This is a genomic window from Delftia sp. DS1230 (genome assembly GCF_040112715.1).
GTDB lineage: Bacteria > Pseudomonadota > Gammaproteobacteria > Burkholderiales > Burkholderiaceae_C > Comamonas > Comamonas tsuruhatensis.
Map to the genome: position 1 here is coordinate 5,253,803 of NZ_CP157763.1, position 24,007 is coordinate 5,277,809.

At 65.9% G+C, this 24,007-nt stretch carries 20 protein-coding genes; 8 read left to right on the forward strand and 12 right to left on the reverse strand.

What is annotated here, in order from left to right; translation table 11 throughout:
- The first annotated feature begins 35 nt into the window (after positions 1 to 35).
- The 3 genes from AAN986_RS23695 to AAN986_RS23705 all read left to right on the forward strand — a co-directional run bounded on the left by AAN986_RS23695 (position 36) and on the right by AAN986_RS23705 (position 5,389).
- Positions 36 to 2,954 carry a ribonucleoside-diphosphate reductase subunit alpha gene (locus tag AAN986_RS23695; RefSeq protein ID WP_047217455.1) on the forward strand — a complete coding sequence of 973 codons (2,919 nt, stop codon included), beginning with the start codon at positions 36 to 38 and terminating at the stop codon, positions 2,952 to 2,954.
- 206 nt (positions 2,955 to 3,160) lie between these two features.
- Positions 3,161 to 4,255 carry a ribonucleotide-diphosphate reductase subunit beta gene (locus AAN986_RS23700; protein WP_016448002.1) on the forward strand — a complete coding sequence of 365 codons (1,095 nt, stop codon included), beginning with the start codon at positions 3,161 to 3,163 and terminating at the stop codon, positions 4,253 to 4,255.
- A gap of 177 nt (positions 4,256 to 4,432) precedes the next feature.
- A complete protein-coding gene (locus tag AAN986_RS23705) occupies positions 4,433 to 5,389 on the forward strand; it encodes a hypothetical protein (RefSeq protein ID WP_349335497.1) in 957 nt (318 codons plus the stop codon).
- Between the two features lie 97 nt (positions 5,390 to 5,486).
- On the opposite strand, the gene AAN986_RS23710 is transcribed toward AAN986_RS23705, so the two are convergent.
- The 7 genes from AAN986_RS23710 to AAN986_RS23740 all read right to left on the reverse strand — a co-directional run bounded on the left by AAN986_RS23710 (position 5,487) and on the right by AAN986_RS23740 (position 12,078).
- Positions 5,487 to 6,389, reverse strand: a complete 903-nt coding sequence (locus tag AAN986_RS23710; protein ID WP_017404630.1) for a carbohydrate kinase family protein — start codon at positions 6,387 to 6,389, stop codon at positions 5,487 to 5,489.
- A gap of 34 nt (positions 6,390 to 6,423) precedes the next feature.
- On the reverse strand, positions 6,424 to 7,764 hold the full coding sequence (locus tag AAN986_RS23715; protein ID WP_047217453.1) for a zinc-ribbon and DUF3426 domain-containing protein: 1,341 nt from the start codon (positions 7,762 to 7,764) through the stop codon (positions 6,424 to 6,426).
- Positions 7,765 to 7,839: 75 nt separating this feature from the next.
- Positions 7,840 to 8,730: a 50S ribosomal protein L11 methyltransferase gene (gene prmA, locus AAN986_RS23720; RefSeq protein ID WP_047217452.1), complete on the reverse strand. Its 891-nt coding sequence runs from the start codon at positions 8,728 to 8,730 to the stop codon at positions 7,840 to 7,842.
- An 85-nt stretch (positions 8,731 to 8,815) separates the two neighbouring features.
- Complete coding sequence (gene accC, locus AAN986_RS23725) at positions 8,816 to 10,180, reverse strand: acetyl-CoA carboxylase biotin carboxylase subunit (protein WP_016448007.1); 1,365 nt, start codon at positions 10,178 to 10,180, stop codon at positions 8,816 to 8,818.
- Between the two features lie 132 nt (positions 10,181 to 10,312).
- On the reverse strand, positions 10,313 to 10,777 hold the full coding sequence (gene accB, locus AAN986_RS23730; protein ID WP_016448008.1) for an acetyl-CoA carboxylase biotin carboxyl carrier protein: 465 nt from the start codon (positions 10,775 to 10,777) through the stop codon (positions 10,313 to 10,315).
- Positions 10,778 to 10,922: 145 nt separating this feature from the next.
- On the reverse strand, positions 10,923 to 11,423 hold the full coding sequence (locus AAN986_RS23735) for a TlpA disulfide reductase family protein (protein WP_016448009.1): 501 nt from the start codon (positions 11,421 to 11,423) through the stop codon (positions 10,923 to 10,925).
- 46 nt (positions 11,424 to 11,469) lie between these two features.
- The gene (locus tag AAN986_RS23740; RefSeq protein WP_016448010.1) at positions 11,470 to 12,078 is read right to left on the reverse strand and encodes a hypothetical protein; all 609 of its coding nucleotides are present in this window, start codon (positions 12,076 to 12,078) and stop codon (positions 11,470 to 11,472) included.
- Positions 12,079 to 12,322: 244 nt separating this feature from the next.
- On the opposite strand from AAN986_RS23740, the gene mpl reads away from it, so the two are divergent.
- The gene (mpl, locus tag AAN986_RS23745) at positions 12,323 to 13,762 is read left to right on the forward strand and encodes a UDP-N-acetylmuramate:L-alanyl-gamma-D-glutamyl-meso-diaminopimelate ligase (RefSeq protein ID WP_349335498.1); all 1,440 of its coding nucleotides are present in this window, start codon (positions 12,323 to 12,325) and stop codon (positions 13,760 to 13,762) included.
- 83 nt (positions 13,763 to 13,845) lie between these two features.
- Here mpl and AAN986_RS23750 read toward each other — a convergent pair whose 3' ends face one another.
- Complete coding sequence (locus AAN986_RS23750) at positions 13,846 to 14,163, reverse strand: hypothetical protein (protein WP_016448012.1); 318 nt, start codon at positions 14,161 to 14,163, stop codon at positions 13,846 to 13,848.
- Between the two features lie 247 nt (positions 14,164 to 14,410).
- Between AAN986_RS23750 and AAN986_RS23755 the strand changes: the two genes are divergently transcribed.
- On the forward strand, positions 14,411 to 14,779 hold the full coding sequence (locus tag AAN986_RS23755) for a YqcC family protein (protein ID WP_047217450.1): 369 nt from the start codon (positions 14,411 to 14,413) through the stop codon (positions 14,777 to 14,779).
- Positions 14,780 to 14,836: 57 nt separating this feature from the next.
- On the opposite strand, the gene AAN986_RS23760 is transcribed toward AAN986_RS23755, so the two are convergent.
- The 4 genes from AAN986_RS23760 to rodA all read right to left on the reverse strand — a co-directional run bounded on the left by AAN986_RS23760 (position 14,837) and on the right by rodA (position 20,136).
- A complete protein-coding gene (locus AAN986_RS23760; protein ID WP_016453139.1) occupies positions 14,837 to 15,994 on the reverse strand; it encodes a 3-deoxy-7-phosphoheptulonate synthase in 1,158 nt (385 codons plus the stop codon).
- A 441-nt stretch (positions 15,995 to 16,435) separates the two neighbouring features.
- Positions 16,436 to 17,056: a hypothetical protein gene (locus AAN986_RS23765; protein ID WP_047217449.1), complete on the reverse strand. Its 621-nt coding sequence runs from the start codon at positions 17,054 to 17,056 to the stop codon at positions 16,436 to 16,438.
- Positions 17,057 to 17,153: 97 nt separating this feature from the next.
- A complete protein-coding gene (gene tldD, locus AAN986_RS23770) occupies positions 17,154 to 18,614 on the reverse strand; it encodes a metalloprotease TldD (protein WP_017404622.1) in 1,461 nt (486 codons plus the stop codon).
- 352 nt (positions 18,615 to 18,966) lie between these two features.
- Complete coding sequence (rodA, locus tag AAN986_RS23775) at positions 18,967 to 20,136, reverse strand: rod shape-determining protein RodA (RefSeq protein ID WP_016448017.1); 1,170 nt, start codon at positions 20,134 to 20,136, stop codon at positions 18,967 to 18,969.
- A 212-nt stretch (positions 20,137 to 20,348) separates the two neighbouring features.
- Here rodA and AAN986_RS23780 point away from each other — a divergent pair, with 212 nt between their 5' ends.
- Genes AAN986_RS23780 through AAN986_RS23790 form a run of 3 tightly spaced genes read left to right on the forward strand, consistent with a single transcriptional unit; the run spans position 20,349 to position 23,967 of the window.
- The gene (locus AAN986_RS23780; RefSeq protein WP_047217448.1) at positions 20,349 to 20,933 is read left to right on the forward strand and encodes a YqiA/YcfP family alpha/beta fold hydrolase; all 585 of its coding nucleotides are present in this window, start codon (positions 20,349 to 20,351) and stop codon (positions 20,931 to 20,933) included.
- 55 nt (positions 20,934 to 20,988) lie between these two features.
- Complete coding sequence (locus AAN986_RS23785) at positions 20,989 to 23,055, forward strand: RNB domain-containing ribonuclease (protein ID WP_047217447.1); 2,067 nt, start codon at positions 20,989 to 20,991, stop codon at positions 23,053 to 23,055.
- 48 nt (positions 23,056 to 23,103) lie between these two features.
- On the forward strand, positions 23,104 to 23,967 hold the full coding sequence (locus AAN986_RS23790; protein ID WP_016448020.1) for a TonB family protein: 864 nt from the start codon (positions 23,104 to 23,106) through the stop codon (positions 23,965 to 23,967).
- Positions 23,968 to 24,007: the final 40 nt, after the last annotated feature.

Below are 24,007 nucleotides of genomic sequence, written 5' to 3' on the forward strand. Positions count from 1 at the left end.
TCCGTTCTATCCACAAACACCCGTTGAGGAAACTCATGCAAGAAGCACTGAATTCTTTGGCTCCCGCTGCGCACGGTGATGCTGCCAATCCTTCCTCCGCCCATCACCTGTCCGTGCAGGACGGCTACCAGATCATCCGCCGCAGCGGCGACGTGGTGCCCTTCACCCCGCAAAAGATCGCCGTCGCGCTGACCAAGGCCTTCCTGGCCGTGCGCGGCGCCCAGGGCGCTGCCTCCGCCAGCGTGCGCGAGACCGTGGACGAGCTCACCCAGGCCGTGGTGCGCGCCCTGCTGCGCTCGCGTCCGGGCGGCGGCACCTTCCATATTGAAGACGTGCAGGACCAGGTCGAGCTGGGCCTGATGCGCGGCGGCCACCACGACGTGGCGCGCGCCTATGTGCTGTACCGCGACCGCCGCAACCAGGAGCGTGCCGAGCAGAAGAAGGCCGCCGAGGCCGCTGCCGCCGCTGCGGCCGCGCCCGCCCCCGTGCTGCATGTGACCGACAATGGCCAGCGCGTTCCGCTGGACCAGGCCCGCCTGCTGGCCCTGATCGAGGCCTCCTGCCGCAACCTCAATGCCGACATCCAGGCCGCGCCCATCGTTGCCGAGACGCTGCGCAACCTGTACGACGGCGTGCCGATCGAAGAAGTCTTCAAGGCCTCCATCCTGGCCGCGCGCACGCTGATCGAAAAGGACCCCGACTACACCTACGTCACCGCCCGCCTGCTGCTGCACACCATCGTGCGCGAGGTCATGGGCCATGACGTGCAGCCTGCCGACATCCAGTCGGCCTACGCCGCCTACTTCCCCGGCTTCATCCAGAAGGGCGTGGACAACGAGCTGCTCAACCCCGAGCTGCTGAACTACGACCTGCCCCGCCTGGCTGCCGCCCTCAAGGCCGAGCGCGACGAGCAGTTCGACTACCTGGGCCTGCAGACCCTGTACGACCGCTACTTCCTGCACGTGCGCAAGACGCGCATCGAGCTGCCCCAGTCCTTCTTCATGCGCGTGGCCATGGGCCTGGCGCTGCAGGAAGAGGACCGCAACGCGCGCGCCATCGAGTTCTACGAACTGCTGTCTTCCTTCGACTTCATGAGCAGCACGCCCACGCTGTTCAACAGCGGCACGCTGCGCTCGCAGCTGTCTTCGTGCTACCTGACCACGGTGCCCGACGATCTGGACGGCATCTATGAGTCGATCAAGGAAAACGCTCTGCTGTCCAAGTTCGCCGGCGGCCTGGGCAACGACTGGACGCGCGTGCGCGCCCTGGGTTCGCGCATCAAGGGCACGAACGGCGAGTCGCAGGGCGTGGTGCCCTTCCTCAAGGTGGTCAACGACACGGCCGTGGCCGTGAACCAGGGCGGCAAGCGCAAGGGCGCCGTCTGCACGTACCTGGAGACCTGGCACCTGGACATCGAGGAATTCCTCGAGCTGCGCAAGAACACGGGCGACGACCGCCGCCGCACGCACGACATGAACACGGCGAACTGGATTCCCGACCTGTTCATGAAGCGCGTCATGGAAAAGGGCCAGTGGACCCTGTTCTCGCCCTCCGATGTCGGCGACCTGCACGACCTCTTCGGCGCAGCCTTCGAGCGCGCCTACACGGCCTACGAAACCAAGGCCGACACCGGCGAGCTCAAGCTGTTCAAGCGCATCCCGGCCGTGGACCTGTGGCGCAAGATGCTGTCCATGCTGTTCGAGACCGGCCACCCCTGGGTCACCTTCAAGGACCCCTGCAACGTGCGCTCGCCCCAGCAGCACGCCGGCGTGGTGCACTCGTCCAACCTGTGCACCGAGATCACGCTGAACACCAGCGACACCGAGACCGCCGTCTGCAACCTGGGCTCGGTCAACCTGGCGCGCCACATCACCAACGGCGCCATCGACCACGGCAAGCTGCGCAAGACCATCACCACGGCCATGCGTATGCTGGACAACGTGATCGACATCAACTACTACGCCGTGCAGAAGGCCAAGGACTCCAACCTGCGCCATCGCCCCGTGGGCCTGGGCCTGATGGGCTTCCAGGATGCGCTCTATGAAATGCGCATCGCCTACGCCAGCGACGCGGCCGTCGAGTTCGCCGACCAGTCGATGGAAGCCATCTGCTACTACGCCTACTGGGCCTCCACCGAACTGGCCAGGGAACGCGGCCAGTACTCCAGCTACAAGGGCTCGCTGTGGGACCAGGGCATCCTGCCGCTGGACACGCTGAACCTGCTGGAGAAGGCCCGCGGCGGCTACGTGGAAGTGGACCGTTCCTCGCGCCTGGACTGGGATGCGCTGCGCGCCAAGATCGGCCAGCACGGCATGCGCAACTCCAACTGCGTGGCCATCGCGCCCACGGCGACCATCTCCAACATCGTCGGCGTCGATGCCTCCATCGAGCCTTCGTTCGGCAACCTGTCGGTCAAGTCCAACCTGTCCGGCGAGTTCACCGTCATCAACCAGTACCTGGTGCGCGACCTGAAGCGCCTGGGCCTGTGGGACGACGTGATGGTCATGGATCTCAAGCATTTCGACGGCTCGCTGCGCCCCATCGACCGCGTGCCCCAGGACGTCAAGAACCTGTACGCCACCGCCTTCGAGGTCGAGCCCACCTGGCTGGTCGAGGCCGCTGCACGCCGCCAGAAGTGGATCGACCAGGCCCAGAGCCTGAACATCTACATGGCCGGCGCCTCGGGCAAGAAGCTGGACGACACCTACAAGCTGGCCTGGCTGCGTGGCCTGAAGACCACCTACTACCTGCGCACCACCAGCGCCACCAACATCGAGAAGTCCACGGTGCAAAGCCGCGTGCTCAACGCAGTGCCCACGGCTGCCGCCCAGCCCGCTGCCGTGAGCACCTCCAGCGCCCTGGAAGCCGCGGCAGCCGCCGCACGCGCCCAGGCCCCGGCGACGGACATCAAGTTCTGCGCCATCGACGATCCCGGCTGCGAAGCCTGCCAGTAAGCCGCGCAGCGCGGGGCCTCGCCACGGCGCAGGCCCCGCGCCCTGCCCGCCAGCCAGCGCCATGCGCAGGATCTTCGCCATGGACCTTGGGCCTGCTCAACATGCCAGGCCACCCATGGTCCTACATTGACCGGAGCAGAAAGAGAGGCCTCTTTCGCACCGAATGAACTGAACATATGCCTCAGGGCATGCCGGAGAAAATTGCAATGCTGACCTTTGACGACGACGCCACCCTCTCGAACACGCCGACCGGCGCAGGAGCTGCCCCCGCCACCGGCACACACCAGCGCGTCAACGCCGCCGACAAGCGAATCATCAACGCCAAGACCGACGTCAACCAGCTGGTGCCCTTCAAGTACAAGTGGGCCTGGGAAAAGTACCTGGCCACCTGCGCCAACCACTGGATGCCGCAGGAAGTGAACATGAACCGCGACATCGCCCTGTGGAAGGACCCCAACGGCCTGACCGAGGACGAGCGCCGCATCGTCAAGCGCAACCTGGGCTTCTTCGTGACGGCCGACTCGCTGGCTGCCAACAACATCGTGCTGGGCACCTACCGCCACATCACCGCACCCGAGTGCCGCCAGTTCCTGCTGCGCCAGGCCTTCGAGGAAGCCATCCACACCCACGCCTACCAGTACATCGTGGAGTCGCTGGGTCTGGATGAAGGCGAGATCTTCAACGCCTATCTCGAGGTTCCCTCCATCCGCGACAAGGACGAATTCCTGATCCCCTTCATCGAGGCGATCATGGACCCCAGCTTCAAGACCGGCACCTTCGAGACCGACCAGACGCTGCTGAAGTCGCTCATCGTTTTCGCCTGCCTGATGGAGGGCCTGTTCTTCTACGTGGGCTTCACGCAGATCCTGGCCCTGGGGCGTCAGAACAAGATGACCGGCGCTGCCGAGCAGTACCAGTACATCCTGCGCGACGAGTCCATGCACTGCAACTTCGGCATCGACCTGATCAACCAGCTCAAGCTCGAAAATCCGCAGCTGTGGACACCCGAATTCAAGGAAGAAATCACGGCGCTTTTCGTCAAGGCCGTCGAGCTGGAATACCGCTACGCAGAGGACACCATGCCGCGCGGCGTGCTGGGCATGAACGCATCGATGTTCAAGGGCTACCTGCGCTACATCGCCAACCGCCGCGCCACGCAGATCGGCCTGGAGGCCCTGTTCCCGAACGAGGAAAACCCGTTCCCCTGGATGAGCGAGATGATCGATTTGAAGAAGGAACGTAACTTCTTTGAGACACGCGTCATCGAGTATCAAACCGGAGGCGCACTTTCCTGGGATTAATCGCTTCTCTGCAGGCACAATGCGAACCATGACGCGCTTCACGCTTTTGCAATACCGATGGTGTTGCGGCGTGGGGCGTCTCCGTGTTCATTGCGATGCGTCACTCCACATCGCATTGAATCGCTTCGGAGCCCCGTACCCCGAAGTGTTTTGTGCAAATCAACGAAGGAGAAGATGATGGCAACTGCGAAGAAGACGGCCTCTACCAAGGCCCCCACCGACAAGAAGACCACCGCCAAAAAGGCGGCCGCCCCCAAGGCTGAAGCCGTGAAGAAAGCCACGGCCACTGCCAAGGCAGCGCCCGCCAAGAAGGCTGCGGCTCCTGCTGCAAAGAAGGCTGCCGCTCCCGCCAAGAAGGCTGCTGCGCCTGCTGCGAAGAAGGCCGCTGCTCCCGCCAAGAAGGCTGCAGCTCCTGCTGCCAAGAAGGCCGCCGCTCCTGCCAAGAAGGCTGCTGCTCCTGCTGCAAAGAAGGCTGCTGCTCCTGCTGCAAAGAAGGCCGCTGCTCCCGCCAAGAAGGCTGCTGCTCCTGCTGCAAAGAAGGCCGCTGCTCCCGCCAAGAAGGCTGCTGCTCCTACTGCCAAGAAGGCCGCAGCTCCCGCCAAGAAGGCTGCTGCGCCTGCCGCCAAGAAGGCCGCCGCTCCCGCCAAGAAGGCTGCTGCTCCTGCTGCAAAGAAGGCCGCAGCTCCCGCCAAGAAGGCTGCTGCTCCTGCTGCCAAGAAGGCCGCTGCTCCCGCCAAGAAGGCTGCTGCGCCTGCTGCCAAGAAGGCCGCTGCTCCCGCCAAGAAGGCTGCTGCTCCTGCTGCAAAGAAGGCTGCCGCGCCTGCCAAGAAGGCTGCTGCTCCTGCCGCCAAGAAGGCCGCAGCTCCCGCCAAGAAGGCTGCAGCTCCTGCGGCCAAGAAGCCCGCCGCTGCACCGGCTGCCAAGCCCGCAGCAGCACCCGCCAAGGCTGCAGCAGCTCCTGCCGCTCCCGCCAAGAAGGCTGCAGCGCCGAAGAAGGCCGCTGCTCCCAAGAAGGCCGCAGCAGCTCCCGCCGCTGCCGCGCCTGCAGCTCCCGCTGCCGCACCCGCGCCCATCGCGCAAACCCGCCTGGCACCCCAAGCCGCATGGCCCTTCCCCACAGGCAGCAAGCCCTGAGACTTCTCCGGTCTCAAAGCAAAAAGCCCGGCTCTTTCGAGTCGGGCTTTTTTCATTGCGACGATGGCGGCTGTACCGCCACCCGGCGATCACCGCATCAGGGCTTGGCGAAGTCCAGCACGTAGTTCTGCGGGCCGCGGCTGGCAATCTTGAGCGCACCCAGGCGGTTGCCCAGTTCTGCACAACGCACCAGATCCCAGCCACGCTCCAGGCCGAACAGCAGGGCGCCACGCCACGCGTCGCCACAGCCCGTGGGGTCGACCACGGCAGCGGGCTGCACAGGCGCCACCGGGGTCCTGGTGCCTTGCACCCAGACCTCGCAGCCTTGCGCGCCCAGCGTCACCACCAGGCCCTGCACCTGCCCTGAAATCTGCTCCAGGCTCCAGCCCGTGCGCTCGCTGAGCATGCGGGCTTCATAGTCGTTCACGGCCACCCAGTCGGCCTGCTCGATGAAGCGGCGCAGATCCTGCCCGTCGAACATGGGCAGGCCCTGGCCCGGATCGAAGACGAAGGGAATGCCTGCAGCCTTGAACTGCTGGGCATGCTCGATCATGGCCTCGCGGCCATCGGGAGCGATGATGCCCACGCGCACCTGCTCCCTGAGTTCGGGCGTGATGCGGTTGCCGTGGGCCTGCATCATGGCGCCCGGGTGGAAGGCCGTGATCTGGTTGTTGTCGCGGTCGGTCATGATCATGCACTGGGCCGTGTGCGTGTCCTGCAACTGGCCGATGTGCGCCGTGTGCACGCCCAGCTCCTGCAGACGCTGCACATAGTCGGCACCGTCACTGCCCACCATGGCCATGGGCCAGGCATCGCCCCCCAGCAGCCTCAGCGCATAGGCGATGTTGCCCGCGCACCCGCCGAAATCGCGGCGCAGCGTGGGCACCAGGAAGGACACATTGAGGATGTGCAACTGGTCAGGCAGGATCTGGTCGGCAAACCTTCCGTCGAAGGTCATGATGTTGTCGAACGCAAGCGATCCGCAGATGAGAGCGGCCATGGTGTGTCTCGGCTTTCTTGAAGAGTCAGGGGAATCAGGGATAAAAAACCAGGGCGCGGTAACCGGCAACGGCGGACTCCAGGCCCTGCACTTCGACCGGGGCGGTCACGCTCCATTCGCCATGGCCCTCGATCTGCGCGGGGGCACCGAACTGGTCAAGCCGGATCACGCGCCGCAGCAGCAGCTTGTCCTGCGCATCGGTGAGCGTGAGTTCGACAGCGGGCATGGCCACGGGGAAGTCGGAACGGTTCTCCAGGCTCAGGCTCCATTGGTACTGGCCGTTGCGCGGCAGCTGCCGAAAACCCGAACTGCCGATCACCACATCGCCGATCTGTCGGCGCGGCTGCAGCTCGCAGCCCGCCATGGCGCACAGGGTCTGCAGCGTGGGCGCCAGCGAAGGATGCTGCACGGCCAGCGCATCGCGCTGGCCCCACATCACCTGGCCTGCCAAAGCGCCCGCGCCCAGCAGGCAGCCCAGCACAAGGGCCACGCGTACGGCAGGCCGGCGCCAGAAGGCCTTGCGCCGCGCCTGACGCACAAAGCCGGGCTCGGCCTCGGGCAGCGCAGGCTGGTCGTCGCTGCCACCCTCGCCATCGCTGTCGGGCCAGCGGGAGAACTCCGGCGAAGGCACGGATACCTGCGCCTGCCGCTCCGATTCACGGACCAGGCCCGTCGGGACGGACAGCGAAGGCGCATCGGCTTTCTGGGACGGCACGGCACCATCCACCTTGTGCGGCGATGGCGCGAAAACAGGCTTGTGTTCAGGCTCGGGCTGGGGTTCAGGCTCGGGTTCGGGCTCCAGGCTGGGCGGGGACGCCACCGCCGGCCCCTGCCGCGCGTCAGGCTGGGGCTGCGCCGCTGGTGCAGCCACGGACGCCGCCAGGATCTCGTCCACCAGCGACGCGCCAGGCAGCTCGCGGCCCGGATCGTCGGCGGCAAAAGCCGAAGGGGTCTGCGCAGGCGGTGCCGGGGACGCGGGCGCGGGCGCCTGCGGAGCCGCAGCTTCGGCAGGCGGCACGGCAGGCGAAGGCTCAACCCTGGCAGCAGGCGCCGTGCTTGCAGCAGTTGCCGTGGCTGCAGCCGGTGCCGGAGCACCCCGCCCCGGCAGCCCCACGGGCGCCGTCGGCAGCCACATGGACTCCCGGAATTCGCGGATGTCATCGTCCTCGAATTCCGGCCCATCGAGCGATGCCCCGCCCGCCACGGGATTGCCGGCGGCATGCGCAGGCGTGGCCGGCAGGGGCTGCAGATCCTCGGATGCATCGAACACTTCATGGCAGACGCCGCAGCGCACCCACCCCTGCGAAATTCGCAGCTGGTCGGCCACCACTTTGAAGCGGGTTCCACAGGCAGGACAGCGGGTGACTTGGCTCATCAGCGATCGATTGTAGGCAGCTGCTCGCGGCCCGCGCCATGAAGGCGGCAGCCGCGCAGGGACTCGTGGCGCAAATCAGGCCGCGCGGCGCGCGGTCATCAGGATCCAGCCATCTTCGCTGTCGGCGACTTCGAGTGCCAGGTACGGCGCGTAGGCCTGCTTGAGTTCGTCGGCCTGGCGCTCCAGGATGCCGGCCAGCACCAGGCTTCCACCCTCCGCCACGCGGGCGCACAGCAGCGGCGCCAGCACCTTGAGCGGCGTGGCCAGGATGTTGGCCAGCACGGTGCTGTATTCACCCGTCACGGCATCGGGCAGGCCGGCCTTCAACTGCACGGCGTTGGCATCGGCGTTGTAGCGCGTGGACTCCACGGCAGCCGGGTCGATGTCCACCGCGTCGATGTCGGTGGCACCGAACTTGGCCGCACCGATGGCCAGGATGCCGGAGCCGCAGCCGTAGTCCAGCGTGCGCCCCAGGCTGCCCTCGGGCTGGCGTGCGATCCAGCGCAGGCACATGCGCGTGGTCGGGTGCGTACCCGTGCCGAAGGCCAGGCCCGGGTCCAGGCGGATGCTCACGCGCGCCTGCGGCGGCAGTTCGTGCCAGGTGGGAACAATCCAGAATTCGGGGGTGATGTCCACGGGGGCGAACTGCGACTGCGTCAGGCGCACCCAGTCCTGCTCGGGCACCTGCTTGACGGCGATGATGCTGCAGCCCTCGAAGAAGTCCTGGGGCAGCAGCAGATCACGTGCCTCTTCGGCCGCTTGCTGCGTGGGGAACAGCGCCACCAGGCGGCTGCGCTGCCAGCCGTCTTTGGGTGGCGGCATGCCGGGCTCGCCGAACAGGGCCTGCTCGGCCTCGGTCTGCGCGTCGGCGTCCTCGACCGATACGCTCAGGGCGTCCAGCGCATCCAGTGCATCGCTGATGGTTTCGACCCGGTCTTCCGGGCACAGCAGGCTCAACTCGAACATGGGCCCATCCTTTTCTAAGCAATCAATGAAAAATGCCGGCCGCCGTCGCCGGGGGCCAGCATGCATGGTCGATCGGGTGACCCGCTCAACGCTTGTTGGCGTTGCGGTGCGCCAGCCACTCTTCCAGGTAGTGGATGTTGGTGCCGCCTTCCATGAACTTGGCGTCCACCATCAGGTCCTGGTGCAGCGGGATGTTGGTCTTGATGCCTTCGACCACGGTCTCCAGCAGCGCAGTGCGCATGCGTGCCAGCGCCTGCTCGCGCGTGTCGCCGTGAACGATGATCTTGCCGATCATGGAGTCGTAGTTCGGCGGCACGAAGTAGTTGTTGTAGACGTGCGAGTCCACGCGCACGCCCGGGCCACCGGGCGCATGCCACATGGTGATGCGGCCTGGCGAAGGCATGAAGTTGTAGGGGTCCTCGGCATTCACGCGGCATTCGATCGCATGGCCCTTGAGCTGGGCATTGATCTGGCGCTGCGTGAAAGGCAGCTTCTCGCCTGCGGCCACCATGATCTGGGTGCGAACGATGTCCACGCCCGTGATCAGTTCCGTCACCGGATGCTCCACCTGCACGCGCGTGTTCATCTCGATGAAGTAGAACTCGCCGTTTTCGTAGAGGAACTCGAAGGTGCCTGCGCCACGGTAGCCCAGCTTCTTGCAGGCTGCAGCGCAGCGCTCGCCGATCTTCTCGACCAGGCGACGGGGAATGCCGGGAGCCGGCGCTTCCTCGATGACCTTCTGGTGGCGGCGCTGCATGGAGCAGTCGCGCTCGCCCAGGTAGACGGCATTGCGATGGTTGTCGGCCAGGATCTGGATTTCCACATGGCGCGGGTTCTGCAGGAACTTCTCCATGTAGACGGCCGGATTGCCGAAGGCCGCGCCGGCCTCGGCCTTGGTCATCTGCACGGCATTGATCAGCGCCGCCTCGGTATGCACCACGCGCATGCCACGGCCACCGCCGCCGCCTGCGGCCTTGATGATCACCGGATAGCCCACGGCCTTGGCGATGCGGCGGATCTGCACCGGATCGTCGGGCAGTTCGCCGTCCGAGCCCGGCACGCAAGGCACGCCCGCCTTGATCATGGCCTGCTTGGCCGAGACCTTGTCACCCATGGTGCGGATGTTGTCGGGCGTGGGGCCGATGAAGGTGAAGCCGCTCTTTTCCACGCGCTCGGCAAAGTCGGCGTTCTCGCTGAGAAAGCCGTAGCCAGGGTGGATCGCCTCGGCGTCGGTCACCTCGGCGGCCGAGATGATGGCCGGCATGTTGAGGTAGCTCAGCGGCGAAGGAGCGGGGCCGATGCACACGGCCTCGTCGGCCAGCTTGACGTACTTTGCGTCACGGTCGGCCTCGGAATACACCATCACCGCCTTGATGCCCAGTTCACGGCAGGCGCGCTGGATGCGCAGGGCGATCTCGCCCCGGTTGGCAACCAAAATTTTCTTAAACATGAAGGTCCTCGCGGCTTGGTGCCTGCGGCGGTACGCAGGCCGAAGCCGTCAGTTGAGCCAATTGCTCTGTCGCGCCGCGGCATGCGTTCGCGCCAGGGCGTCGTGCCGCTTGCGGCATCGCTCGCCTGCAGGTTACTCGATCACGAACAGGGGCTGGCCGTACTCGACGGCCTGGCCGTTTTCACCCAGGATGCGGGTAATGGTGCCGCTCTTGTCGGCCTCGATCTCGTTGAGAATCTTCATCGCTTCGATGATGCAGATGGTCTCGCCTTCCTTGACCTGGTTGCCCACTTCCACGAAAGGCTTGCCGCCAGGGCTGGATGCGCGGTAGAAGGTGCCGACCATGGGCGACTTCACCACGTGTCCCGCGACGGCTGCCTCGGCAGGGGCTGCCACGGGCGCTGCTGCGGGAGCGGCCACAGGTGCTGCCACGGGCGCAGCCATCGGAGCCTGCATGGGCGCAGCCACGTAGTGCTGCACCACGGCGCCTTCGCTCTTGACGATCCGGACCTTGCCCTCTGCTTCGGTGATCTCCAGTTCCGACACGTTCGATTCGGACACCAGATCAATGAGGGTCTTGAGTTTTCGCAAATCCATGGGAGCTCCAGCGGCTAACAACTAAATAGGGCGCGAATTTACTCCAATTTCGCCCTTCTGCGTGCTTTGAGGCATATTTTTCATCAACGTCGCCATGGAATTCGGGGGATTTCCTGAGCCTGCACAGGCTCGGTCGCTGCGGAAATCAGCCTTTTGCGCTCCAGGAAGCCAGATCTTCGGTAGTAAGCTCACCTATTTTACGTTGCCGCACCAGGCCATCCTCGCCGAGCAGCACGGTGAAGGGCAGTCCGCCCTGCAGATTGCCGAGCGAGCGGGTCAGGCCCAGACCGCCTTCCACCGCCAGCGCCACGGGGAAACGCAGGGGTGTGCGGCCCAGAAAGCGCTGCACTGCCTCGGGCTTGTCCACGGCCAGGCCAATGACCTGAATGCCATGCTGGTCTTGGCGTGCCGAGAAGGCATCCAGCATGGGCAGTTCGCGCACGCACGGCGGGCACCAGGTGGCCCAGAAATTGACCAGCACCGGCTTGCCACGCCAGCGCGACAGCGTCATGGCCGAGCCATCCGGCGTGATGAAACGCTGCTGCCACAGCTGCTCTTCGGCGCTGGACTCCATGGCATGGGGCTGAAATCGCCACCAGGCCAATCCGGCGCCACCCAGTCCCGCAGCGGCGGCAACGCCGCCCATCAGCCAGCGGCGGCGGGAAGATGTGTTTTGACCTGCATCCACGGAATCAGCCACGGTCGGCCTCCCCTTCGTCCTGGTTCAACAGCTTGCGCAATGCCTCTGCGCTGCCACGCGGGCTGCGCCCCTGTCCATCGGGCTTGAGCGCGCCGCGCAGATCGTCAAGATCATGGACCAGCAGGTGCACACCCACATCCTCGTTCAGCGGGCGGCAGAAGGCATGGATGCTCAGCGCCTCCACGCTCTGGCCGGTGAATCCCGTCACGGTGCTGGGTTCGTAGTTCACATGCTGGTTGATCAGTGCGATCTCTGCCGATTTGGGGTCGTCGCAGAACAGTTGCAGATAAATATCGGACAGGCGCGTGGCCGTGCCGCGCCAGACGGCGCCGGCCAGGTGGGGACGGAACTCGGCCAGGCGATCCATCCATTGCAGAGCCAGCTCGCGCAGGGCCTGCAGTTCCTGGGGCTGGGTGTCGGCGCAGAACAGGGCGATGTATTCGCGCACAGCCTCTTCCACCAGGTCATTGCCCGGCAGCGCAGTGCGCGAGGGCAGTCCCAGCTGGCGCACAGCGCGGTGCTTGGCAGGCCCCCATTCCAGACCTTCCTCGACCACGAGGCGGGCCGCAGTCTGGGCAATTTCGGCAGTGGCTTGGTCCATGGCTTTACGATCCGCTGTATCCCTACATATATATAAGAGGCCTTCCCTGCGGATGGCCCCGGGCCATTGTGACCCAAGCCGCGGCAACGCCGGCCGCTGACGGGCTTTGCATGTTCCCGCCAGCGCCTTGCACCGGCGATTTCGCAACCTTGTGTTTCCGGGACCCGGTGCCTGCTGGGCCGCAAGCTCCTGTTTTTGCAGGCCAGCCATCCCGGACATGGCGGCAACCGTAGAATGCCCGGCCATGCACATACATATTCTGGGCATCTGCGGCACCTTCATGGGCGGACTGGCCGCGCTGGCGCGCGAGGCTGGGCACCGCGTCACAGGCTGCGACGCCGGCGTCTACCCGCCGATGAGCGATCAGCTGCGTGCACTGGGCATCGAACTGATCGAGGGCTACGGCGCCGACCAGATGACCCTGCAACCCGACATGTATGTCGTAGGCAACGTGGTCAGCCGCGCGCGCCTGCCCGACGGCAGCCCCAAGTTCCCGCTGATGGAGGCAATCCTCGAAAGCGGCGCTCCCTACACCAGCGGGCCGCAATGGCTTTGCGAACATGTGCTGCACCATCCGTCCTGCCCGCGCCATGTGCTGGCCGTGGCCGGCACGCATGGCAAGACGACCACGACGTCGATGCTGGCCTGGATTCTCGAATGCGCAGGCCTGGCCCCGGGCTTTCTGGTCGGCGGCGTGCCGCTGGACTTCGGCGTCTCGGCCCGCCTGGGTGCATCCAGGCGCCCGACGCCAGGCGAGGGCCCGACCGGCGCGGAGCCCGTCTTCGTCATCGAGGCCGATGAATACGACACGGCCTTCTTCGACAAGCGCAGCAAGTTCGTGCACTACCGCCCGCGCACGGCCGTGCTCAACAACCTGGAGTTCGATCACGCCGACATCTTCGAGGATCTCGGTGCCATCGAACGCCAGTTCCACCATCTGGTGCGCACCGTCCCCGCTTCGGGCCGGCTTGTTGTCAACGGCATCGAGGAAAGCATCACCCGCGTGCTGCACCAGGGCTGCTGGAGCGAGGTTTCCAGCTTCGGGGCGGTGGTCAGCGACTTCAGCGCAGAGGGCGATCCGAGCGCCTTCGACGTGCTGCACCGTGGCCGCAAGGTGGCCCGCCTGGAATGGGCGCTGACCGGGGAACACAACCAGCTCAACGCGCTGGCCGCCATTGCGGCAGCCGAGCACGTGGGCGTGACGCCGGCACAGGCCTGCGAGGCGCTGGCGCGCTTTCAGAACGTCAAGCGACGCATGGAGCTGCGCGGCATGGCGGGCGGCATGTCCGTCTACGACGACTTCGCCCACCACCCCACGGCCATACGCACCACGCTGGACGGCCTGCGCCGCAAACTCGGCAGCCAGGCACGCATCCTTGCGGTGTTCGAGCCGCGCAGCAACACCATGAAGCTGGGCACCATGAAGTCGCAACTGCCCTGGTCCCTGGAAAGCGCCGATCTGGTGTTCTGCCACACGGCCGGCCTGGACTGGGACGCCGCCGAGGCGCTGCATCCCCTGGGCGTGGGCCCTGGCCGCAAGGCGCAGGTGGCAGGCGACATGGACACGCTGATCGGACAGATCCTCGCAGCCGCCCGGCCGGGCGACCATGTGGTGTGTATGAGCAACGGCGGCTTCGGCGGCATACACCCCAAGCTGCTGGCCGCCCTGCAGGCCGCAGGCTGAACAAAGCGCAAGCAAGCCCCGCCCCAATGAAAGAAGCCCGGGACATGCCCGGGCTTCTTTCATGTGCCTTCGCCTGTCAGCCGTCAGTAGCTGATGGACATGGCGGGCACGTCGACACGGATCAGCGGCTTGGACAGCACGGCCTGGGCTGCAACGGCATAGCTGTTGCGCCACTGCTCGTCGTCGAACAGCCCGGCACGCGAACGCGCCGCGCGCGCCACCACCACCAGCTTGTCGGCCAGCAGTACCTTGCCGCTGGCACGCAGGGGTTCGCAGTCCATGGAGATGAACTGCTGGTCCAGCCAATGCCGTCCTTCATCGGAACTCATGGGGGTGAGCCCGTTGGTGTCCGTGCGGTACTCTTTTCCGGCATCCAACACCACAATCACTTCGCTGCGCATGGAACTCCTCTCGTCATTACTGGATACAACCCCGTGCCTGCTCGCGCGGACAGGGCCGTTACTCATACCGCGAGCTTAACCGCAAGCGCCTTTTCCACACCCCGGGCAAGCTGACATGGCGCAAGCGCCGCAGCCTGGGGCTGGCACTGCCAGCAGCAGGTGTTTCATGGCGGCACGGCGCCCGCTTCAAGGTGCAAACGTACAATCGCCTGCAGATTGGACCCCGATTCTTCATCAACCGCATCGCATGACGACCGACACCACACACCAGAAACTGCTTGACCAGCTGCAGCAGCTCGAAGATGAGCTGCGCGGCCAGAGCCTCTGGTCGGCCATGGCGCCAAGCCCCGAGGCCATGGCGTCGACCATGCCCTTCATGTATGACACGCTCAAGCTGCAGCAATGGCTGCAGTGGGTTTTCCTGCCCCGGCTGCGTGCCGTGATCGAGGCCGGCGGCCAGCTGCCCTGCCAAAGCCACGTGCATCCGCTGGCCGAGCATGAGTGGAGCCAGCCCGTGGAATTCGACAAGCGCCAGTTGCTGGCCCTGCTGCAGGGCATAGACGACACGCTGAACCAGTGCGGTCTGACTCCGCCGGACGCCACATCGTCCCACTGACCACGGAGCGGCCAGGCACGAAAAACGGGGCGCAGACGCCCCGTTTTCTTTTGCGCCTCAGGCAGCCACCAAGGCTGCTGCCGCCTCGGTCTGCTTGACGCGGCGCTGCAGCACGGCGTCGGACAGCTCGGCCAGCGTGGCCAGGGAATCATCCCAGCCCAGGCAGGCGTCGGTAATGCTCTGGCCGTAGGTCAGGGCAGCCACTTCGTCCTTGCCGGGCGTGAACTTCTGGGCGCCGCCCACGAGATGGCCTTCGATCATCACGCCGAACACGCTGCGCGAGCCGCCGCTGATCTGTCCGGCGATGTCGCGGGCCACGTCCTTCTGGCGCTCATGCTGCTTGGAGCTGTTGGCGTGACTGCAGTCGACCATCAGCGTGGGCGTCAGGCCCGCCTTTTCGAGGTCCTCGCAGGCAGCGGCCACGTTGGCGGCGTCGTAGTTGGGAGTCTTGCCGCCGCGCAGGATGACGTGGCAATCCTGGTTGCCCGCCGTGTTCACGATGGCAACCTGGCCATTCTTGTGCACCGACAGGAAGTGGTGGCCACGGCTGGCCGACTGGATGGCGTCGGTGGCGATGCGGATGTTGCCGTCCGTGCCGTTCTTGAAGCCGATGGGCGCCGAGATGCCCGAGGCCAGTTCACGGTGGACCTGGCTTTCCGTGGTGCGCGCACCGATGGCGCCCCAGCTGATCAGATCGGCGATGTACTGGGGAGAGATCACATCCAGGAACTCGCTGGCGGCCGGCACGCCCAGGCGGTTGATGTCGATCAGCAGTTGCCGCGCAATGCGCAGGCCCTCGTCGATGCGGTAGCTCTGGTCCAGGTAGGGATCGTTGATCAGCCCCTTCCAGCCCACGGTGGTGCGCGGCTTTTCGAAGTACACGCGCATCACGATCTCCAGCGTGTCCTTGTACTGCTCGCGTATGGGCGCCAGGCGGCGCGCGTACTCGATGGCGGCCGCCGGATCGTGGATGGAGCAGGGGCCGACGATGACCAGCAGGCGGTCATCCTCGCCAGCCATGATGTTGTGGATGGTGCGGCGGGTATCGCCGATCAGGGTTTCGACGGCCGTACCGCGGATGGGGAAGAAGCGAATGAGGTGCTCGGGAGGGGGCAACACGGTGATGTCCTTGATACGTGCGTCGTCGGTTTGGCCAGTCTTTTGGGAACCGCCGCGATACCAGGAATCGGCGAGGGAAGCTTGATGAGCAGTCATTGCTTGCTTTCGTGAGGAAAGATGGATCGTGGAAAACGGAGCGAAGAATCGGGAGGGGAAAAACAAAAAACCGCCGGGCTCTGCAGCTTCGGCGGTTCTGAGGGAGGTTTGTTCGGGTGCGCGCGCTTACCTCTCTTCCGCCGGGGAGGAGAACCAAAAGTAAAAGTAGAAGGAGGTACGGGCTTGCATGGGAACTGAATGTAGCACAGTCATTTTTCGCAGTGCAACATGGCCATGGCAGCACGGGGGGCGCACTTCACAGTGCCACAGAGAGAAACCTCAAAATCCTCCACGCACTTAAACTGCTTTTTTAACCGTTCAACGCAAAAATATTTCGTCATCACGGATAAAAACACGATGGCATGCAGTTTTCTTGCATTCACCTTTGAAAACGTGCAAACCCCAGAAAATGACGCTTCCGCGCATCGCGGCAGGCCCGCCTCAACGCCGCAGCAAGGAGTCGCGCAGCCTGCGCAGTGCTCGGCGCAGGGCGCCCCAGGGACGCCAGCGACGCGTCCGGTACCAAGGCTGCATTGCGGCGGCATCGAACCCGCCGGCCACAGCGGCGGATTCCGCAAACATGTCTATCAACAGGCATGCATCTCCCAGCAGGCGCCAGCCCAGACGCTCGCAGCGGCGGAAATGCTCGGGCTCCTGGGCATCGCCCACCAGCACGGACTGCTGCCAGGCGTGCACGACCTCCCTGAACCCCTTGAGCAGGCGCTGGTAGGCGGGAAATTCGTAGAGGGCGTGCCATACCGCCCCCAGCGTGGTGAGGAAGTGCTGGTGGTCCAGCACGGCCAGGTCGAGTTGCTGTATGGCATCTTCCACGGCAGGGCGTGCACTGCCCGCATAGCGCACGCGCACGGCCTCGTCCAGCGCAACGGCCAGCAAGGCCAGTTGCTGGTGCATGGGCTGCAGATCGCCCACGATCAACTCGTTCAGCCAGACGCGGTTCAGCCGCGACTCGCCGGCCCAGGTGCGCCAGTGTTCCGGCAGGCTGCGCAGGGGATGGGCAGAAGTCTGCAGGCCTGGCCGGGAAGGAAAGGAAAGCTGGGTCATGGAATCGGCGCCGGGCGGCGCCCACGGAGCGCGGCGGGCCGCGTCAGGCAGGACAGAGGACCCGCCCCCTGCCATGCAGGGCGCGGGCATGCGACGGTCAGGCCGTGCCGCCCACCGTCAGGCCGTCGATGCGCAGCGTAGGCTGACCCACGCCCACGGGCACGCTCTGGCCTTCCTTGCCGCAGGTGCCCACACCGCTGTCCAGGCGCATGTCGTTGCCGATCATGGTGATGTGCTTGAGCGATTCCGGGCCGCTGCCCACGATGGTCGCGCCCTTGACGGGGTACTGGATCTTGCCGTTCTCGACCCAATAGGCCTCGCTGGCGGAGAACACGAACTTGCCGCTGGTGATGTCGACCTGACCGCCGCCGAAGTTGGTGGCGTACAGGCCCTTCTTGATCGAGGCCACGATTTCCTGCGGATCCTTGTCGCCACCGAGCATGTAGGTGTTGGTCATGCGCGGCATGGGGATGTGGGCATAGCTTTCGCGGCGGCCGTTGCCCGTGGGCTTGACGCCCATCAGGCGGGCGTTCATTGCGTCCTGGATGTAGCCCTTGAGGATGCCGTCCTCGATCAGCACATTGCTCTGGCTGGTGCAGCCCTCGTCATCGACGTTGAGCGAACCGCGGCGATCGGCCAGCGTGCCGTCGTCCAGCACGGTGACGCCCTTGGCCGCCACGCGCTGGCCGATGCGGCCGCTGAAGGCGCTGGCGCCCTTGCGGTTGAAGTCGCCTTCCAGGCCATGGCCCACGGCTTCGTGCAGCAGCACGCCGGGCCAGCCGGGGCCAAGCACCACGGTCATTTCGCCTGCCGGCGCGGGGCGCGACTGCAGGTTGGTGAGGGCCGCGCTCACGGCTTCGTCCACATATTGCGTGATCTGCTCATCGCTGAAATAGGCCAGGCCAAAACGGCCACCGCCGCCGGCAGAGCCCACCTCACGCCGGCCCTTTTGCTCGGCGATCACGGTGACGGAAAGACGCACCAGCGGCCGCACATCGGCAGCCAACGTGCCATCGGCGCGGGCGACCAGCACCACGTCGTACTCGCTGGCCAGGCCGGCCATGACCTGGACGACACGCGGGTCCTTGGCGCGGGCCAGGGTTTCGACCTTGCCCAGCAGCTCGACCTTGGCCGTGCTGTCCAGCGTGGCAATGGGATCCAGCCCCGGATACAGCGAGCGGCTTTGCGCGATCTTGGACGCGTTGGCGCGCACGCGCTTGCTCTGGGCCGCGCCCGAGATGGAGCGCACGGTGCGTGCCGCATCCAGCAGGGAGGCTTCGGAAATATCGTCGGAATAGGCAAAGGCCGTCTTCTCGCCGCTGACCGCCCGCACGCCCACACCCTGGTCGATGCTGAAGCTGCCGGTTTTGACGATGCCCTCTTCCAGGCTCCAGCCTTCGGCGCGGGTGTACTGGAAGTAGAGGTCGGCGTCGTCGACCTGGTGGCTGCGGATCTCGGCCAGTGCGCGCGCGAGATGGGTTTCATCGAGCCCGAAGGGCTCAAGCAGCAACTGGCGCGCTGTGGCCAGGCGTTCAATGGTGGGTTCGCGGGAGATCATTCGCCCATTGTAGAGAGCCGGCCATGCCCTCGCCGTGCAACGGGGGCAGCCAACGGTTCATGGGCCTGCAAAAAAGAACGGAATGCCGCCCCACCAGGCTGAGCGGCATTCCGTAGGCATGCATCCGCGTGGATGGCGAACATGCTGGCCCATGTCCGCGCTTGCTTTGTAGCGCGCCTCGGCGTCCGTGGCAAGTGCACGGTCATCCCGCAGACGTTATGGAAACAGGAGCATGCCAGTCTCATGCAGGCTTGGCTTGCTCGCCAAATCATGGAAAGAAACGGAGCTTTCCGGCAGCAGGCATCCAGACTATTTGACATTTGCAGGCGCCTTGGGCGCCGCAAACTGGTGTTCAGAGCGGGCCGCCGCCCTCGCCCGGCAGTTGCCGCTGCGAACGCGCCACCGACATCAGCACCCCCAGCGCCAGCCCCAGCGTGACCATGGCCGTGCCGCCGTAGCTGATGAAGGGAAGCGGCACGCCGACCACGGGCAGGATGCCGCTGACCATGCCCATGTTCACGAAGGCATAGGTGAAGAAGATCATGGCCACGGCCGCCGCCATGAGCCGCGCGAACAGCGTGTTGGCCTGGATGGCGATGGCCAGCCCGCGCCAGACCAGCAGCAGGAAGGAGACGATGATGAACAGGTTGCCGACCAGGCCGAACTCCTCGGAATAGGCGGCGAAGATGAAGTCGGTCGTGCGCTCGGGGATGAACTCCAGGTGGGTTTGCGTGCCTGCCATGAATCCCTTGCCCCAGACGCCACCGGAGCCGATGGCGATCATGCCCTGGATGATGTGGAACCCCTTGCCCAGGGGGTCGCGCGTGGGGTCCAGCAGGGTGCAGACACGGGTCTGCTGGTATTCATGCAGCACGGGCCAGCGCACGCCGTCGGCGCACAGCTGGGGTTCGTACCAGACGATGAGGGTGATGCCGATCACACCGGCCAGCACGGGCGGAACGATGAGCTTCCAGGGCAGGCCCGCGAAGAAGATCACCGACAGGCCGGCCGCCATCACCAGCAGCGAGGTCCCCAGGTCGGGCTGCTTCATGATCAGCCCGACAGGCACCATGAGCAGCACCATGGCGATCACGAAGTCCGTGCCGCGCAGCTGGCCCTCGCGGCGCTGGAACCACCAGGCCAGCATCAGCGGCGTGGCGATCTTCAGCAGCTCGCTGGGCTGGATCACCACACCCACGTTGACCCAGCGCTGAGCCCCCTTCTTGGTGATGCCGAACAGCGCCACCGCCACCAGCAGCGCCACGCCCAGCATGTACAGCGGCACGGCCACCTTCATGAGCTGCTGCGGGGGAATCTGGGCCACGACAAAGAGGATGGCCGCCGCAATCAGCATGTTGCGCCCGTGGTCGGTGAAGCGCGTGCCGTGGTCGAAGCCCGAGGAGTACATGGCGATCAGCCCCGCCGACGCCAGCATGCCCACGAACAGCAGCAACCAGAAGTCAAAGCCCCGCAGCAGCGGGGCAACACGTTGCCAGAGGGAGGGCTTGTCGAATTCGGTCACGGGGATGGTCGGTCGCGGGCACGGGCCGCCATTATCCCGTGGCGCATGCGGCCCAGCCCGGCGCAGGGTTGCCCACGGAGGCGGTTGTCATCCTGCTGTCGGCCCGGGCCTTCCCTGCTGGGCGCCGCCCGCCACAGCGGCCACAATGGGCCATGAGCCGTCCGGGCCGCATCCGGCGCCCGGCCCCAGCAACGCAAAGGAGAGCGCCCGCCATGACCACCACCCATTTGCTGTATCTGCACGGCTTTCGCTCCTCACCCCAATCCACCAAGGCCCGGCGCATGGCCGAACATGTGGCCACGCGCCATCCCCATGTGCGCTGGTGGAGCCCGCAATTGCCGCCATCCCCGCGCGAGGCGGCCGCCCTGATTGCCGACGGCATAGGCAGCTGGCCGCGAGAGACCATGGCCGTGATCGGCTCCTCGCTGGGCGGCTACTACGCCAGCTGGGTGGCCCAGCTGGCGCGCTGCCGCAGCGTGATGATCAACCCGGCCGTGAACCCGGCGCGCGATCTTGAAAGGTACATTGGCGAGCAGACGTCCTGGCACAACCCCGAGGAACGCTTTTTCTTTCGCCGCGAGTACATGGAAGAGCTGCGCGCGCTGGACACGCGCTCCATGACACCGGCCGCGCCCGAGATGCTGCTGGCGGCCGAGGGCGACGAAGTTCTGGACTGGCGCGAGATGAGCGCGCGCTACCCGCATGCGCTGCAGATCATCCAGGAAGGCGGCGATCACGCGCTGAGCAACTTCGAGGAGTACCTGCCCCAGCTCGACGAGTTCCTGAATCTGGCCTGATGCCGCACACGCCTGCGCGGCAGCTGCCAGCCGCAGCGTGGGAGAATATCGGGCTATGCACGCATTGTTTGAAGAAGCCGGCAAGTTCCTGGCCGGCCGCATCCTCTCCGAAGCCGACACCTCCGCCCAGGTGGAACTGGACTCGGGCAAACGGGTCAAGGTCAAGTCCGCCAACATCCTGCTCAAGTTCGACAAGCCGGCGCCTGCCGAGCTGATCGCCCAGGGCCAGGCAATGGCCGCCGAGATCGATCTGGACCTGGCCTGGGAATTCGCCCCCGAGGAGGAATTCGGCTTCGCCGACCTGGCACGCGACTATTTCTCGGACAATGCCACGCTGGCCCAGCAGGCCGGCGCGCTGTTTCGCATCTACGAGGCGCCGTACTACTTTCGCCGCGCCGGCAAGGGCCGCTTCAAGAAGGCGCCGGCCGAAATCCTGCAGCAGGCGCTGGCCGGCATAGAGAAGAAAAAGCAGATCCAGGCCCAGATCACGGCCTGGGCCGAGCAGTTGGGCGCTGGCGAATGCCCCGGCCCCATCCGCGAACAGCTCTACAAGATCCTGTTCCGCCCCGACAAGAACGCCGCCGAATACAAGGCCGTGGTCGAGGCCAGCCGCGCCACGCGCCTGGCACCGCTGGATCTGCTGCACAGGGCCGGCGCCATTGAATCGGCCTACGAATTCCACTGGAAGCGCTTCCTCTTCGACCACTTCCCCAAGGGCACGCAATTTCCGCCACTGGAGGCGCCCCAGCCGCCGGCAGAGCTGCCGCTGGCCGATGTCCAGGCGTTTTCCATCGACGACTCGGCCACCACCGAGATCGACGACGCGCTGTCGGTGCGCGGCCTGGGCACGGGCACGGTCACCGTGGGCATCCACATCGCGGCCCCCGGCCTGGCCATCGTGCCGGGCACGCCGCTGGACCAGCTCGGCCGCTCGCGCCTGTCCACTGTCTACATGCCCGGCTACAAGATCACCATGCTGCCCAACGAGGTGGTGCAGATCTACACGCTGGACGAAGGCCGCGCCAACCCCGCCGTGTCGCTGTACGTCACCGTGGACGAGACCACGCTGGAAACCACGGCCAGCGAGACGCGCCTGGAACGCGTGCCCGTGCAGGTCAACTTCCGCCATGACAAGCTGGACCACATCGTCACCGAGCAGTGGCTGGCCGACCCGTCCATCGAGGTCGAGGGCACGCCCGAAGTGCTGCAGGGCAAGCGCGCCGAACTGACGTTCCTGCAGCGCTGGGCCAGGCACCTGAAGGCTGGGCGCGAACTGGTGCGGGGCAAGCCCGAGAACTTCAACCGTCCCGACTACAACTTCCGCCTGGTGGGCAACGGCAGCGCCGAGCCCCGCGGCAACGAGCAGGTCGAGATCACCGTGCGCAAGCGCGGCGCACCGCTGGACCTGATCGTGGCAGAGGCCGCCATCGTGGCCAACAGCACCTGGGGCGGCTGGATGGCCGATCTGGGCGTGCCCGGCATCTACCGCAGCCAGGCCAGCCTGGCCCCCGGCATCAAGGTGCGCATGTCCACCAAAGCGCTCCCCCATGCGGGCATCGGCGTCAAGAGCTATGCCTGGGCCACCTCGCCGCTGCGCCGCTATGTGGACCTGGTCAACCAGTGGCAGATCATTGCCTGCGCGCGCCACGGCAAGACCGCCGCACTGGCCGCGCCGTTCAAGCCCAAGGATGCCGAGCTGTTCGGCATCATCAGCAGCTTTGACGGCGCCTACAGCGCCTACAACGGTTACCAGGCAGGCATGGAGCGCTTCTGGACGCTCAAGTACCTGCAGCAGAACGCCATCACCGAGCTGACGGCCACCGTCATCAAGGAAGGCATGGGCGGCGGCCTGCTGGTGCGCGCCGACGACCTGCCGCTGGTCTTCCCCGTGCTGGGCGTCACCGGCCTGCCGCGCGGTGCCCATGTGCGCGTGCGCCTGGGCGAGATCGACGAGATCGCGCTCGATGTCTCGGGCACGCTGATCGAGCGCCTGGACAGCGACGCCGCCGCTGCCGACGATGGAGCGGAGGACGACGAGGAGGCCGTGGCCGGCCCCATCGCCATCGCCGTGGACATGAACGAGACCGACGGCACGCCCGTGGCCGATCCTGCCCAGCCCTGATCTGCCCGCGCCCCTGCCTCGCATCCAAGCCACTGCCTTAGATCTGACGTGAAACTGCCTACCGCCTTCCGTTCCCTGAGTACGCTGCAGTTGGCACTGGGTGTCTCCATTGCCCTGCATGCCGGGTTGCTCTCGTTCCGGTTCATCGATCCGGAACGCTTCGACCGCGTGTTCCAGGACACGCCGCTGGAAGTCATCCTGGTCAATGCCCGCGCCAACGAGCAGCCCGACAAGGCGCAGGCCATCGCCCAGACCTCGCTGGCCGGCGGCGGCGAAGCCGACAAGGGCCGGGCCTCCAGCCCCATGCCCTACTCGGCGCTCACCGCCGTGGGCGACGACTTCGAGGAACGCCAGCGCCAGATTGACTCCATGCAGGAGCAGCAGACCGTCTTGCTGACGCAGTTGCGCAAGCAGGTCGCGGCCCTGCCGCCGCTGGACCCGCGCGAGGCGGCAAAGCAGACCAAGGAGCAGCAGGCCCAGCAGGAAAAGCGCCAGCAACTGGTCAAGCTGCTGGCCGAGATCGAAAAACGCATCAACGAAGAAAACGCCCGCCCCAAGAAGCGCTACATCAGCCCGTCCACGCGCGAGGCCGTCTACGCCATCTACTACGACGGCCTGCGCCGCAAGGTCGAGGACAAGGGCACGGAGAACTTTCCCGAGCAGGCCGGCAAGAAGCTCTATGGCGAGCTGGTCATGATCCTCACCGTCAACCACGACGGCCGCGTGCTGTCCACCGAGATCGTGCAGGGCTCGGGCAACCGCCTGCTGGACACCCGCGCCGAAGCCATCGCGCGTGCGGCCGGCCCCTTCGGCCACTTCGGCCCCGCCATGCGCGCCAAGGCCGACCAGATCGCCGTGGTCTCGCGCTTCAAGTTCACGCGTGAGCAGACGCTGCAGACCACGGTCCAGTAGCCCAGTAGCGCCCCGCCCTCTTCGCACTCCATTTTTTCGA

Bases quoted from the DNA above. Each gene is read 5' to 3' on its own strand.
- AAN986_RS23740 (WP_016448010.1), bottom strand. From the start codon at position 12,078: ATGGACCAAGCCACTGCCGAAATTGCCCAGACTGCGGCCCGCCTCGTG.
- AAN986_RS23710 (WP_017404630.1), bottom strand. From the start codon at position 6,389: ATGGCCGCTCTCATCTGCGGATCGCTTGCGTTCGACAACATCATGACC.
- AAN986_RS23785 (WP_047217447.1), top strand. From the start codon at position 20,989: ATGCACGCATTGTTTGAAGAAGCCGGCAAGTTCCTGGCCGGCCGCATC.
- prmA (WP_047217452.1), bottom strand. From the start codon at position 8,730: ATGTTCGAGTTGAGCCTGCTGTGCCCGGAAGACCGGGTCGAAACCATC.
- AAN986_RS23715 (WP_047217453.1), bottom strand. From the start codon at position 7,764: ATGAGCCAAGTCACCCGCTGTCCTGCCTGTGGAACCCGCTTCAAAGTG.
- AAN986_RS23780 (WP_047217448.1), top strand. From the start codon at position 20,349: ATGACCACCACCCATTTGCTGTATCTGCACGGCTTTCGCTCCTCACCC.
- AAN986_RS23695 (WP_047217455.1), top strand. From the start codon at position 36: ATGCAAGAAGCACTGAATTCTTTGGCTCCCGCTGCGCACGGTGATGCT.
- AAN986_RS23705 (WP_349335497.1), top strand. From the start codon at position 4,433: ATGGCAACTGCGAAGAAGACGGCCTCTACCAAGGCCCCCACCGACAAG.
- AAN986_RS23760 (WP_016453139.1), bottom strand. From the start codon at position 15,994: ATGACTGCTCATCAAGCTTCCCTCGCCGATTCCTGGTATCGCGGCGGT.
- AAN986_RS23765 (WP_047217449.1), bottom strand. From the start codon at position 17,056: ATGACCCAGCTTTCCTTTCCTTCCCGGCCAGGCCTGCAGACTTCTGCC.
- tldD (WP_017404622.1), bottom strand. From the start codon at position 18,614: ATGATCTCCCGCGAACCCACCATTGAACGCCTGGCCACAGCGCGCCAG.
- mpl (WP_349335498.1), top strand. From the start codon at position 12,323: ATGCACATACATATTCTGGGCATCTGCGGCACCTTCATGGGCGGACTG.
- accB (WP_016448008.1), bottom strand. From the start codon at position 10,777: ATGGATTTGCGAAAACTCAAGACCCTCATTGATCTGGTGTCCGAATCG.
- AAN986_RS23735 (WP_016448009.1), bottom strand. From the start codon at position 11,423: ATGGGCGGCGTTGCCGCCGCTGCGGGACTGGGTGGCGCCGGATTGGCC.
- accC (WP_016448007.1), bottom strand. From the start codon at position 10,180: ATGTTTAAGAAAATTTTGGTTGCCAACCGGGGCGAGATCGCCCTGCGC.
- AAN986_RS23750 (WP_016448012.1), bottom strand. From the start codon at position 14,163: ATGCGCAGCGAAGTGATTGTGGTGTTGGATGCCGGAAAAGAGTACCGC.
- AAN986_RS23700 (WP_016448002.1), top strand. From the start codon at position 3,161: ATGCTGACCTTTGACGACGACGCCACCCTCTCGAACACGCCGACCGGC.
- AAN986_RS23755 (WP_047217450.1), top strand. From the start codon at position 14,411: ATGACGACCGACACCACACACCAGAAACTGCTTGACCAGCTGCAGCAG.